Source organism: Saccharospirillum mangrovi, assembly GCF_003367315.1.
Taxonomy (GTDB): Bacteria; Pseudomonadota; Gammaproteobacteria; order Pseudomonadales; family Natronospirillaceae; genus Saccharospirillum; species Saccharospirillum mangrovi.
Genome location: NZ_CP031415.1, coordinates 569,095 through 581,796, shown reverse-complemented (window position 1 = coordinate 581,796; position 12,702 = coordinate 569,095). Strand labels below are relative to the sequence as shown.

The window sequence follows — 12,702 nt, the reverse complement described above, 5'->3', positions numbered from 1 at the left end:
ATCGCGCTAGTCTAGCGACGCAGGGAAACCTTGATCGGTGTTTTGCCGCGCAGCGCGATGGATTCGCGGTATTGGCGCGGTGTCATGCCTTTGATTTTCAGGAAATGCCGATTGAAATTCGCCACATTGGCGAAGCCTGCTTCGAAGCAGATATTGGTGATGGGTTTGGTGCTGACTTCCAGTTGTTCGCAAGCGCGGCTGATGCGCAGGCGGGTGACGAAATCGATAAACCGATAACCAGTTGCCTTCTTGAACCAGCGCGAGAAGAACGAGGGCGCCAGGCCCATGTGGCCGGCCACTTCATCCAGTGTCAGTTCGCGCGTGCAGTGCTCAATGATGTAACTGACCGCTGAATTGACGCGCGCTTCGGTCTGAGTATCCGACTCGCTCTCGTACGAGCGGCTCGACAACAATCGATAATCGCCCGACTCCGCCAGCCGCGTCATGATCTCCAGGAAGCGCAGTACCCGCGCCATGCCTTTTAAGCCGGCGATTTCGGCGAAATCGTCGATGACGTCGGCGCTGGCGTCAGGCGAAAACTCAATGCCGTAACGCGAATCCGCCAGCATTGCCTGCAGGCTGCGCATTTCCGGCAGACACTCGGCGAGCGCCTGAATGCGCTGATCGGAAAAGTTGATCACCCGATCGCGAATGCCTTTCTCAAAATGTCCGAGCGACACCCAGTTGTGGGGTAAATAAGGGCCACACAAAAACACCGTACCGGGACGGAACGGGCCAACGTAATCACCGATAAAGGCATTGCCCTCGGTGCTTTGAATCAGGTGAAGTTCGTATTCGTCGTGGTAATGCCAGCGCACCAGTGAGCTGTCGGCGCCGTGCGCCAGATAGCGAAAGCTGCGGTCGGCTTCGTAGACGGCTTCATAACTCGGTTTTGCAACACTCATGGCTGCTGCTCCCCCGCCGGCTTGTGATTCTTGGAAGGCGATCAGATTGGTCTAAAGTGTAGCGCATGGTCCGGCGCCAAACAGCATTAAGTCAAAATAGTATCGAAATCGAAACATAATCTATTGGTGGCTTTACCCGACGCGCCGTTAACTGAAATAAGACAAAAACAACGAGCGGCCCCGTCCGCCGCGCCGTACAAGGCAATCACAATGACAGGTTTCGCTTTGCCCCGCCCCAGTATCGTGTTGCGCATCGGCTTGGGTTTCAGTCTGGTGCTGGCGGTGGTCGCCATCGCCACCGGCATTGGCATCGGCTACGGTCGCCAGACCATTCACAGTGTCGATCAGCTGACTGACAACGCCACCCCCATCGTCACCACCAACAACGATCTCGACCTGGCCATCAGCCGCGCCGCCGAACGGTTCCAGCAAGCGCTGAGTCAGCACGACGAAGCCAACCTGGCGCCGCAGCGCGAACGCCTGGCGGCCAGTCAGGCGCGCCAGCGCGAGTTGGCGGAACAACTGTCTCAGTTACTGGGCGGGCTGGACGACGCCGCTGACGCCAGCGACCGTCTTGCCGAATTAACCGAACGGCTGGCGCAGATGTCGCAACTGACCGATACCGCCCTGAATCAGCACCAGCAAAGCCTGACCACGCGCGCGCGCTTTGACGGCGACGCCGCCCGCGCCGACCAATTGGCCGCCGACATCGGCCCCTTGTTCGAAGACCTGCTGTTCTCACTGCCCGACGACTATTCGCTGGCCGTCGCTTACGAATTTTACGCCTCCTTTCTCAGCGGCCTGATGGTGATTAAAAACATCAGTCTGGCGGATTCACTCGAACAACTGGCCGAGCGCGAACAGCAATTCCAGCAATGGGACCAAAACCACCAGACGCAGTTCTTCAACTTCACCACCCTGGCGATGCGCGTGCCGGAAGCCCAGACGTTCATGCGCTCAGCTCAGGATACCTCGGACCTGCTGACGCAACTGACACAAGGCAGCGACGATCAACCCGGTTTGATCGCCGACCGCCGGACCCTGCTGAACGTGGAAACCGAACAGGCACAAACGCTGGCTGACCTTGGCGAATTACAGCGTCAGGCGGAAACCCAACTGGCCGCACTGAACGAGTTCGCTCAGAACTATTCACAGCGCACCAACGACACCGTCGCCCGACATCTGATGTTGAGCCAACTCGCCAGCAGCGCCGCTCTGGCGATTGCCATCGGCGTGACGCTGGTGGTGCTGTGGTTGATCGTGCGCTCCATCCGGCCACCGATGCGCCGCCTGCAAACCGCACTGGGCGCTTTGTCGCAAGGCGATCTCAGCGTCCGGCTGATGCATCACAGCCGCGATGAAATGGGCGAATTGAGCCAGGCGGTCGAGACGGTCCGGCAATCGCTGAACAAGATCATCGACGATCTGCGCCAGCGCGCCTTGACCATGCAACGCTCGGCGCAAGACAGCCAATCGCTCGCCAAACGCCTCAACCAAAACGCCGGACGCCAGAGCGAAGACATCGAATCGCTGTCGGCATCGATGACCGAAATGAGCGCATCCATTCAGGCCGTGGCCGACACCACACGCCAAGGCATGGACGAAAGCCAACAGGCCAACAGCGACATCGCCAGCACCTTGCAGGAAATGCGCAACAACCAGCAATCGCTGGCGCAACTGAGCGAAGCCTTTGAGCAGTCGGTGCGCACCATGAACGATCTGACACAACAGATGCAGGACGTCGAAACGGTGTCGGGCGACATCGAAAGCATCGCCGAACAGACCAATTTATTGGCGTTGAACGCCGCCATTGAAGCCGCCCGCGCCGGTGAGAATGGTCGCGGTTTTGCTGTGGTTGCCGACGAAGTCCGAGCGCTCGCCAGCCGTACGGCCGACTCCACCACCCGCATCCGCGACATCATCGAACAACTGACACGCGGCTACGGCCAACTGGCCGAACGCCTGAATGACAACCGCGTCGCCATTGAGCAGTGTTACCGCGTCGCCGAGCATTCCAGCCACAGCCTGGACGGTTTCCGTCAGCGCATTGGTTTGATCGACGAACTCAGCCGCAGCATCGCCGAAGCCACGGGCGAGCAGGACCGCTCCGGTCAGGAGATGAGCGAACGACTGGTGCGCGTGGCCGAAGTGGCCCGCCAAACCCGAGACGGCGCTCAATCGGCACTGGACGACAGCCAACGCCTGGGCGACATCGCCACTCAATTGGAAACCGAAGTCGAACGCTTCCGGCTCGACCGTTAACACCTACTCAACCGTTAACACCTAAACGCAACGCAAAAAAAGGCGGCCCCCCGGGGCCGCCAAGCGCTGCCGATCGACCTGGCTAAACCAGGACGACCCACCATGAAGTTAATTCTCGTCCAACAGAGCCAACAGCGCGGTGTAGCCACCGTCTGCAACAACGCGTTGATACCAGTGCTCCACCAACGCCAGAAACGCCTGATCCTGCTCATTCGGCTGTACCCCGAAGAGTGCCTCGGTTTTCAGCAACGACAGCCGGTTGTCACGACTGGCGCGGTTGTCCGCTTCGCTCAAGTTGAACTCAATGATGCGCAACGGCCGGCCGTCATCGGCCACGCCGTTGAGATAAGCCAGGAAGGTGGCAAACAGAAATGCCAGGCGATGCACCGCCAGGCCTTGCGCCTGAGCGTCGCGCACCACCGGCATGACGTAGTTTTTCAGCTTGGCGTAGCCATCTGAACAGATACGCACCTGTTGATCGCCAATCTGTGAATTGCCAAAGCGTTCGATCAGGGTGTCTTCGTAGGCACGGAACGGCATGACTTCGCGCGCCAGTGTCGGCTCGGCGTCGCGCTCCATGTACTGGCGCACCAGCTTGGCAATGGCCGGATCCTTGATCGCCAGATCGACACGCTCATAGCCGGCCAGATACCCGACAAAGCCCATCATCAGGTGGCTGCCGTTGAGCAGGCGCAACTTGGTCATCTCGTAAGGCGACACATCGTCGGTGAATTCCACACCCACGTTTTCCAGCGCCGGACGTCCGGCAATGAAATCGTCTTCAATTACCCACTGAATAAAAGTTTCGCAACCGAGCGCGCAGGGATCGATCACGCCATAGTGACTGGCAATGCGTTCAGCGTCCGCCGGTTCCGGCGCAGGAGTGATGCGATCGACCATCGAATTGGGGTACGACGCCGACTGCTCAAACCAGGGTTTCAACGCCGGATCGGCCAGTTCGATAAAGGCCAGCATGGCTTTGCGCAACACATTGCCGTTGTGCGGTACGTTGTCGCACGACATCAACGTGACACGACCGGCGTCACCTAAGGCTGAGCGCGACTTGGCCGCCTGCCACAAGTAACCGAACACCGTTTTCGGTGCCTGCGGGTTGGCCAGATCGTGTTGGATATCCGGGTGTTCACTGAAGAAACGGTCTTTGTCGAAATCGTAGCGATAGCCGCCTTCGGTGATGGTCATGCTGATGATTTTGACCGCCGGATCGGCCATGGCTTCGATCGCTGCTTGCGGATTTTCCGGCGCAAAAATCAGCCGGTGCAACGAACCGATTACCCGGTCAGTGCGTTGTTGATCGTCCTTCTCCGTCAGGCTGTACAGACCACCCTGCTGTTCCAGCGCCTGGAACAATTTGGCGTCGCCCGGCATCAGACCGACACCGCAAATGCCCCAATGCGACTCACCGCCGGCGGCCAGATAATCGTCCAGATACCGCGCCTGGTGAGCGCGGTGAAACCCGCCAACACCAATGTGCACGATGCCGGTGGTCAGTTGCCGATCATAAGACGGCCAACCGAGCCCTTCTGGACAGGTCGCGGCGGTGACATCCGCCAGCGCTTGGGAAGATCGAGACACGCACTTACCTCCATCGGCGAAGCCCGGCTTCGCCCCTTTGCAACATCAAGTTCGACAACAGGGCGGCAGGGCCGCCCTCAAATTACAACCGCAATTCCGTCACCGTCTTATTTGACGGCGCCGAAGGTCAAACCACGCACCAACTGCTTCTGACTGATCCAACCGAAAATCAGGATGGGTGCCACGGCCAGCGTCGATGCTGCCGACAACTTGGCCCAGAACAATCCTTCAGGGCTGGAATAGGAGGCGATTAACGCCGTCAGTGGCGCCGCGCTTGAGGTCGTTAAATTCAGCGACCAGAACGCCTCGTTCCAACTCAGAATCAGCGACAACAGGAAAGTGGACGACAAACCACCGAGTGAAATCGGCAACAGCACGTGACGGATTTCGCCCCAGACATGAGCACCGTCCATGCGCACCGCTTCCAGAATGTCTTTCGGCACTTCGCGGAAGTAGGTGTAAACCATCCAGATAATGATCGGCAGGTTGATCAGCGTGAAGATGATGACCAGACCAATCTTGCTGTCGAGCAGATGGGTGTCGCGGAACAGCAAGTAAATGGGCACCAGCACACCAACCGGTGGCAGCATCTTGGTCGACAACATCCACAGCAGCAGATCCTTGGTGCGCGCCGTCGGATAGAACGCCATGGCGTAAGCACCCGGGACCGCGATCAACATGCCGATGATCGATGAACCGAAACTGATCACCACTGAATTCCAGAAATACTTCAGGTAATCGCTGCGCTCGAATACCACCAGATAGTTTTCCAGCGTCGGCATAAAGAACAGCGACGGCGGCGTGGAAAACGCATTCAGTTCGGTTTTCAGGCTGGTCAGCACCATCCAGAAAATCGGGAAGAAAATCAGCAGAGCCACCAGCCAGGCACCGATGGTCACGCTGACGTTTTTGACAATTTTGGCGCGACGCATATCCATAACCGCTCTCCTATTGTTCCGCCAGCGATTTGCCAACCGCTCGAATTAAGAACACCGCCACCACGTTGGCCAACACCACCGCAATAAGGCCACCGGCCGACGCCATACCGACGTCAAACTGCAGCAACGCCTGAGTGTAAATCAGATAAGCCAGGTTGGTGGTCTGCGTGCCGGGGCCACCCGAAGTAGTGGTGAAAATCTCGGCGAAGACCGACAGCAAGAAGATGGTTTCGATCATGATGACCACCACCAACGGCCGCGCCAGATGAGGCAACGTGATATGCCAGAAGGTCGAGATCGGACCGGCGCCATCCATACGGGCGGCTTCCAACTGCTCCTGATCCATCGATTGCAACGCCGTCATCAGAATCAGGATGGCGAACGGCAGCCACTGCCAGGACACGATGATGACGATGGAGGTCATCGGCAGGTCGGTAAACCAGTCGATCGGTTCCAGACCGACTTGGCGAAACAGCCAGGCAAACAAACCGCTGACCGGATGCATCAGCAGGTTTTTCCAAATCAGGGCGTTCACCGTGGGCATGATGAAAAAAGGTGAAATCAGCAACACCCGAACCAGGCCGCGGCCAGGGAAGGGGTTATCAACCAATACAGCAATCAGGGTGCCCAAACCGACGGTAATGATGAGCACAGCACCGACCAGCACCAGAGTATTTATAATGCCGGTGATGAAACTGGGATCGGTCAGAAACCAGTAGAAGTTTTCAAACCCGATAAAATCCCGGCCACCCGGAATCATCAGGTTGAAATTCAATGTGGAGAAATAGATGGTCATGGCCAGAGGCACGATCATCCAGAGCGCCAGCAGGATCACTGAAGGCGCCACCAATATCTTGGCGACACTGGCATTGGTGTTGATCTGAGACATGGGCAGACTTCCGGTAAAAACGGACCCCGCCGGGGCGAACCCGGCGGGGTTTGGTTAGGCTCAAAACAGTCGGATGACTCCGATCAGTTCTGATAACCCGCGCGGCGCATTTCGCGATTCACCACTTGGTTGGCGTTACGCAGCGCCTGATCGACCGAGGTGTTACCGGCCAATGCACCAGAGACCTGCTGACCGACGACAGTACCGAAACCGCTGAAGCCCGGAATGGCGACGAACTGCACGCCAGTGTAGGGAGACGGGTTCAGAGTCTGATCGTTCGGATTGGCTTTCTGCATCTGAGACAGCGTCATGGACGCAAACTCAGCGGCATCCAGGTAAGCCTGGTTTTCGTAGGTAGAGGCGCGAGTGCCCGGCGGAATAGCGGCGATGCCGTATTCGTCGGCAACCAGCTCAGAGTATTCCTTGGACGTGGCCCAGGTTACGAACTCACGAGCGGCGTCTTTGGCGTCAGAGCTGACCGGAATGGCCAGGGCCCAGGCCCACAACCAACCACTGCCTTTGCTGGTTTTCTGCTTCGGTGCGGCTGCGAAACCGACCTGATCAGCAACCTGGCTCTGGCTTGCGTCCGTCACGAAGCTGCCGGCAACGGTGGCGTCAATCCACATAGCGCATTTGCCCGTGTTGAACAGCGCCAGGTTTTCGTTGAAGCCGTTGCTGGATGCGCCCGGAGGACCGTAGTTACCCAGAATGTCGACGTAGAAGTTGATGGCCTCGTGCCAGGCCGGGGAATCCAGCTGAGCATTCCAGTCCATATCAAACCAGCTGCCACCGAAGGCGTTCACCATGGTGGTTACCAGGGCCATGTTTTCACCCCAGCCAGCTTTACCGCGCAAGCAGATGCCGTACTGTTCTTTCGACGGATCGTGCAGGGCCACGGCGAATTCACGCATCTGATCCCAGGTCGGCTCGGCCGGCATGGTCAGACCCGCAGCCGCAAACAGATCTTTGCGGTAGTAAGTCATGGAGCTTTCTGCGTAGAACGGCAGCGCGTACAGGGTGTCGTCGTAAGACAGACCACCACGGACCGACGGGAAGATGTCATTCACGTCGTAGCTGCTTGGCAGATTATTCATCGGCTCCAGCCAGCCGTTTTCACCCCAGATCGGGGTTTCATACATGCCGATGGTCATCACATCGAACTGACCGCTGTTCGCGGCGATGTCGGTGGTCAGACGCTGACGCAGTACGTTTTCTTCCAGAATCACCCATTCCAGATCGATGTCCGGGTGAGCGGCTTCAAAGGCAGAAGACAGTGCCTGCATACGGATCATGTCGCCGTTGTTTACCGTACCAATGGTGACGGTTTCGGCGAGAGCTGCGGTAGAGAGGGAAACGGCACAGGCCAGAGTGGCCAGCCGCACTGAGGGGGCTTTAGTTATTTGCATCGCTATTACCTGTCCATTGTTGTTGTTGTGAATCGATCGGCCGACAGTGACCGATGGATTGATCCATTAAACGGATGGACTGGCCAGGCAACCAATACTGCACCCAAAAATTTCTATACTTTTTTGACTCCCGCTTTAATTGGCAACCGATGCACCCCGGCGCGCAGTGCCAAAGAGTCGCGATATTGGCGCGGCGTCATGCCTTTGATCTTGAGAAAATGGCGGTTGAAGTTGGCGACGTTGGCGAAGCCGACTTCAAAGCAGATGTTGGTAATGGGGTCGCGTGTCAGCTCCAACCGCTCGCAGGCTTTGCTGATGCGCATGCGGGTGACGAAATCGACAAAGCGGTGGCCGGTGGCGCGGCGGAAATAGCGCGAGAAAAACGCCGGCGACAAGCGCACCAGCGCGGCCACTTCGTCCAGGCTGACGTCGCCGGTGTAATGCTCGGCAATGTAATTGACCACCGTATTAATGCGCTCTTCCAACACCGGATCGGCCTGACGGTCGTAGGCCCGAGTCGACAACACCCGGTACGGGCTTTGCGCCAGCCGGTTCAACACTTCGAAAAATTGCAGCAGCCGATTCATACCGGTCGCCTGCTCGATGCGATCGAACGCCGGCACCAGTTCACGGCTGACCGTTGCATCGAATTCCAGGCCGTAGCGCGACGCCTCCAGCATTGGGTTCAGTGCCTGCATCTCAGGCAACAAGTGGCCCAATTGGGCCATCAGGTCTTCGCTGAAATTAATGACCTGATCGCGGGTGTCGTCGTGCCACTGGGCGGTGGTGATCCAGTTGTGCGGCAGATTCGGGCCACACAGAAACACCGTTTCCGGGCGAAACGGGCCGATGTAATCGCCAATAAAGGCTTTGCCTCGGGTGCGGCGGATCAGATGCAGTTCGTATTCACGATGGTAGTGCCAACGGATCAAATCGCTGTCGGCACCATGAGACAGGTAGCGCAGGCTGTGTTCGCGTTCCTGAACCAGCTCGAATTCGGGTTGGGTGGACATGTTGCCTCCGGCTGCGGGCGTCGCTTGTTATTCGGTTGTTATGCTGCCCGTCTGGCGCCCGGACAGCATAACCGAAGCCGGAATCGACTGGCGAGTCAGTCGCTCAGCGCCAGGCACTTAACGCCAGGCACTTAACGCCAAAGCGCGCCGATGGCTCGTTGGCCCAATAACGCCTGATCGAAAACGATCTCCGCCGCCGCACCTTCTGCGGCCCCCAAACAAACGTGCAACGGCAGCAGGTGCTCTTCACGCGGATGGCAGAAACGGGCGTATGGCGCCTCCGCCCAATGCGCCAACTGCGCTTCGCGCTGTTCTGCGGTGAGCGCGCTGTCGGTCAGTTGCTCCACCAGCCAGCCGTGAAACGCCTCGCTCTCCGGGCCGGCAGCGCCGCCATTGAATTTGTAGGCACGCATGTTGTGGAAGGAAAAACCCGAACCCAGAATCATCACGCCCTGATCACGCAGCGGCGCCAACGCCCGGCCCAACTCAAGATGGGTTTGCGGATCAAGGTTGTGCACCAGCGATAGTTGCATCACCGGCAAATCCGCCTGCGGATACATCAGTTTCAGCGGTACGAACACACCATGGTCGTAGCCGCGCTGGGCACCGGTGGCGAAGTCCAGACCGGCGTCGCTCAGCGCCTGTTTTACCGCCTGCTGCCAGGGTTCCGGATTTTGCGCCGGGTAGCGGTATTCATACGTTTCCCGCGGAAAACCGTAGTAATCGAAATACAGGCCCGGGTCGGTATCGGCCAGCACCGTGGGCAGCTCAGCTTCCCAATGGGCGCTGATCACCAGTATCGCCTTGGGTTGAGTCCAGAGTGACGACGCTTGCGTCATCAGATCAATGATTGGCCGGTGGCCGGGGTCGCCCATCAACGGCATTGGACCGCCGCCGTGAGGCAGGAAGAAAACCGGGGCTTTGGTGGACATAACAGCACTCCTCTGTAATGCCGCTCAATGTAGTGACGCCCCGATGGCCTCACAATCGAAAAAGTCTGACCATGACCGTCGTGGAATCTGAACAAAGCCGGCAACGTCAAACGGCCGGTGACCCGCCGCGCTCAACCTGCGCCACCAGCGCCTGAGTTTGTTCGACCACATCGGCCGGCCAGTTCGACATCTGTTCGGTCATTCGGGTGTAATCGCCGCGATAAAACTGACGCAACGCCTCTTCGTAGTTGGGCAAGTCGCCGGCCAGGGTTTGCAGAAACCGATCCACCGCCTGGCGGTTTTCTTCGCGCTGCACTTCGGGCGACCGCCGCGCTGCCTCGACTAACCGACGCAACGCCGACGACGCGCCACCGGGCTGGCTGTTCAGCCACTGCCAGTGCCGCGGCAACAGTGACACCTCGCGCGATTGCACGCCCAGTTTCGGCCGACCGCGGCCGGTGCGTTGAGCTTGCTGCACGCCGAGCATTTTCAAAATCACGCCGTCGTCGAGACTAAAATCCACCTCAATCAGGCGAGCACTGTGCCGATCGAGCACCAGCAGGTCCGCGCCAACCACCGGCTGCTCGGCCAGAAATCGCCGCGCCTGCGCCAAAGCCGTTGCAACCTCGCCTTGGGCCACGCGGCGGTGTTGATGAAAAACGATCAGTTCCACAGCCCTCACTCCAATTTTATCCGGGTTTATTTATTTTATTTTTACCCGGATTAAATACAAGCGCTTTATCGCGCCCAGACCGCCCCCTACACTGACCCGCTTTGTGCGCAGACACGAACACGGGGAACGCCAACACCATGATCGCCGACGCTTTAGGCCCGGTCTTTTTACTGATTCTGATCGGCGCGCTGCTCGGGCGACTGAACTTCCCCGGCGCCGACGTTTGGCCGGGCATCGAGCGGCTGACCTACTATTTGGCCTTCCCGGCTTTGCTGGTAAACCGACTGGCACTGGCCGATTTTTCGGCAGCGGGATTGGGCCAACTGGCGTTGGTCATCGCCGCCGCCCTGCTCAGCCTGAGCGCCTTGATCGCGCTGCTGCATCGCTGGCTGGCGTCCAACGGACCGGCACTGACGTCGGTGTTCCAGGGCGGTATTCGCTTCAATACCTACATCGGGCTTGCCGCCGCCAGCGCTCTCTATGGCGATTCCGGTCTGGTCTGGGCCGCCATGGCCGTCGGCATCATGATTCCGCTGATCAACGTGCTGTGCATTCTGGCCTTTGCGTTGGCCGGCAGTAACGCCAGCCTGAGCGCACGACACGTCGGCCGGCAATTGGCGACCAATCCGTTGATCCTCGCCTGCTTGCTGGGCCTGGCGTTGAACGCCACTGGCCTGGGGTTGCCGGGTTGGAGCGCGCCAACGCTGGCGTTGATCGGCGCCACTGCGCTGCCGCTGGGGTTGTTGGCGGTCGGCGTCGCGCTGACACCGCATTCACTCAGCGGCGATGTCGGCGCCATCGTCAAAGCCAGCTTGCTGAAATTCGTTGCCTTACCGTTGCTGATGCTGGGTTTCGGTGCGCTGTTCGCGCTGCCGACGCCGGCCTTGCAAGTGCTGTTGTTGCTGGCGGCACTGCCAACAGCGTCGTCAGCCTTTATTCTGGCGCGGCAACTCGGCGGCGATACCCGCCTGATGGCGAACATCATTACCGCCCAATCGTTGTTTGGCTTTGTCGCACTGCCGTTCTGGTTGTGGTTAGGCAGCGTCTGGATAGCGCCGTTGTGAAGCCGGCCGGTACGGGCGTTGTACTTGATCACGACGGCGTCACACTTTATAAACGCTGCGACGGTGCTACTTTTCACAGGGCCGTTATCGAATAGCCGTCCAACGGCGATATTCAGCCTGTTTTGCCTGACTCACGATCCCGCTTTGGTGTTGGATCGGCGGTCAGCTGCGGTGCGGATGCTTGGTGCGAAGACGGCTTGGATGGAAGAAATTCCTGCCTGATTTCACGATGTACCGCGGAATGCTCTTCATCGCTGGTGTGTACTGCAGCGTCGGCTCGTTTGGCATCAGTACAGTTATGGTGAGATTTTCCCGGAGGGATGATGATTTACAAGAACACTCGCTTTTCCAAAACCCTGAACGTCCTGGTGGGCGCGCTGGTGTTTGCCTTGGGTACCGGTGTCGGTACGTTTTATCTGCAGGATACCTTGATCCTGAAAATCCTATTTAATTACTACGCACACTGGGCTGGCGTGTTGATAGCGTTGCCGGTCATCATGGGCGTGATTCAACGGCTGATGCGCATTGTTTACCCACTGTTCAGTACGCTCATTGGCACGCTGATCAGCGCCTTTGTGCTGTATCCGCTCTATGGATCACGCTTCTGGGCTGAACCGCCGGAACTGGTTAACCTGCTGATCTACATTGTCATCGTCTTCGGTATCGGCTTTTTGTCGTCGCAACCGTTAAAGGCGACCTTCCTGTCAGCCTTCCGTCTGAAACGTTCTTCTGCACCGTCCAAGCCCAACGCCAAGGCAGCGCCGAAGAAAATCGACGGCAGTCGCACTCAGCGCGTTTACAGCCGTCCGGCCAGCACCGATCGCAGCGCCATCGCGCTGATCGAATTGTCGGTCGGTCTGATCTCACTGGCACTCAGTATTTTCAGTATTTTCTTCCTCGGCGCCGGCTAATTTCTGGCGCTTGCGGCGCGCTGCAACGGCGCGCCGACTTTGCTTTTTCCCATCGTGGTTTTTCCCTGCATCTTTGCGAATTGCAATCGACGCGTTTGCCCTTATAAACGCTCACC

The 12,702-nt window shown here is 58.4% G+C and carries 11 protein-coding genes; 3 read left to right on the top strand and 8 right to left on the bottom strand.

Features of this window, described 5'->3' with window-relative positions:
- Nucleotides 1-11 precede the first annotated feature (11 nt).
- Nucleotides 12-905, bottom strand: coding sequence for a helix-turn-helix domain-containing protein (locus DW349_RS02825; RefSeq protein ID WP_108126683.1), 894 nt, complete (start codon nt 903-905; stop codon nt 12-14).
- A 210-nt stretch (nt 906-1,115) separates the two neighbouring features.
- On the opposite strand from DW349_RS02825, the gene DW349_RS02820 reads away from it, so the two are divergent.
- A complete protein-coding gene (locus DW349_RS02820) occupies nt 1,116-3,167 on the top strand; it encodes a methyl-accepting chemotaxis protein (protein WP_108126682.1) in 2,052 nt (683 codons plus the stop codon).
- Nucleotides 3,168-3,275: 108 nt separating this feature from the next.
- Here DW349_RS02820 and DW349_RS02815 read toward each other — a convergent pair whose 3' ends face one another.
- The 7 genes from DW349_RS02815 to DW349_RS02785 form a co-directional block, all read right to left on the bottom strand.
- Nucleotides 3,276-4,760 (bottom strand): mannitol dehydrogenase family protein, encoded by a 1,485-nt coding sequence (locus DW349_RS02815; protein ID WP_108126681.1) that lies wholly within the window; start codon nt 4,758-4,760, stop codon nt 3,276-3,278.
- Between the two features lie 107 nt (nt 4,761-4,867).
- Complete coding sequence (locus DW349_RS02810) at nt 4,868-5,698, bottom strand: carbohydrate ABC transporter permease (RefSeq protein ID WP_108126680.1); 831 nt, start codon at nt 5,696-5,698, stop codon at nt 4,868-4,870.
- A 10-nt stretch (nt 5,699-5,708) separates the two neighbouring features.
- The gene (locus tag DW349_RS02805; protein ID WP_108126679.1) at nt 5,709-6,587 is read right to left on the bottom strand and encodes a carbohydrate ABC transporter permease; all 879 of its coding nucleotides are present in this window, start codon (nt 6,585-6,587) and stop codon (nt 5,709-5,711) included.
- Between the two features lie 83 nt (nt 6,588-6,670).
- Complete coding sequence (locus DW349_RS02800) at nt 6,671-7,993, bottom strand: ABC transporter substrate-binding protein (RefSeq protein ID WP_108126678.1); 1,323 nt, start codon at nt 7,991-7,993, stop codon at nt 6,671-6,673.
- Nucleotides 7,994-8,106: 113 nt separating this feature from the next.
- Entirely contained in the window at nt 8,107-9,006 is a 900-nt protein-coding gene (locus DW349_RS02795; protein WP_108126677.1) for a helix-turn-helix domain-containing protein, read from the bottom strand.
- A gap of 131 nt (nt 9,007-9,137) precedes the next feature.
- Complete coding sequence (locus DW349_RS02790; protein WP_108126676.1) at nt 9,138-9,938, bottom strand: DODA-type extradiol aromatic ring-opening family dioxygenase; 801 nt, start codon at nt 9,936-9,938, stop codon at nt 9,138-9,140.
- Between the two features lie 106 nt (nt 9,939-10,044).
- Nucleotides 10,045-10,611 (bottom strand): DUF2239 family protein, encoded by a 567-nt coding sequence (locus DW349_RS02785; RefSeq protein ID WP_198650555.1) that lies wholly within the window; start codon nt 10,609-10,611, stop codon nt 10,045-10,047.
- Nucleotides 10,612-10,748: 137 nt separating this feature from the next.
- On the opposite strand from DW349_RS02785, the gene DW349_RS02780 reads away from it, so the two are divergent.
- Nucleotides 10,749-11,675, top strand: a complete 927-nt coding sequence (locus DW349_RS02780; RefSeq protein WP_108126675.1) for an AEC family transporter — start codon at nt 10,749-10,751, stop codon at nt 11,673-11,675.
- A 323-nt stretch (nt 11,676-11,998) separates the two neighbouring features.
- Complete coding sequence (locus tag DW349_RS02775; protein ID WP_108126674.1) at nt 11,999-12,586, top strand: hypothetical protein; 588 nt, start codon at nt 11,999-12,001, stop codon at nt 12,584-12,586.
- Nucleotides 12,587-12,702: the final 116 nt, after the last annotated feature.

Coding starts and splice junctions, on each gene's coding strand:
- DW349_RS02825 (WP_108126683.1), bottom strand. CDS start 905: ATGAGTGTTGCAAAACCGAGTTATGAAGCCGTCTACGAAGCCGACCGC.
- DW349_RS02820 (WP_108126682.1), top strand. CDS start 1,116: ATGACAGGTTTCGCTTTGCCCCGCCCCAGTATCGTGTTGCGCATCGGC.
- DW349_RS02810 (WP_108126680.1), bottom strand. CDS start 5,698: ATGGATATGCGTCGCGCCAAAATTGTCAAAAACGTCAGCGTGACCATC.
- DW349_RS02805 (WP_108126679.1), bottom strand. CDS start 6,587: ATGTCTCAGATCAACACCAATGCCAGTGTCGCCAAGATATTGGTGGCG.
- DW349_RS02800 (WP_108126678.1), bottom strand. CDS start 7,993: ATGCAAATAACTAAAGCCCCCTCAGTGCGGCTGGCCACTCTGGCCTGT.
- DW349_RS02795 (WP_108126677.1), bottom strand. CDS start 9,006: ATGTCCACCCAACCCGAATTCGAGCTGGTTCAGGAACGCGAACACAGC.
- DW349_RS02790 (WP_108126676.1), bottom strand. CDS start 9,938: ATGTCCACCAAAGCCCCGGTTTTCTTCCTGCCTCACGGCGGCGGTCCA.
- DW349_RS02780 (WP_108126675.1), top strand. CDS start 10,749: ATGATCGCCGACGCTTTAGGCCCGGTCTTTTTACTGATTCTGATCGGC.
- DW349_RS02775 (WP_108126674.1), top strand. CDS start 11,999: ATGATTTACAAGAACACTCGCTTTTCCAAAACCCTGAACGTCCTGGTG.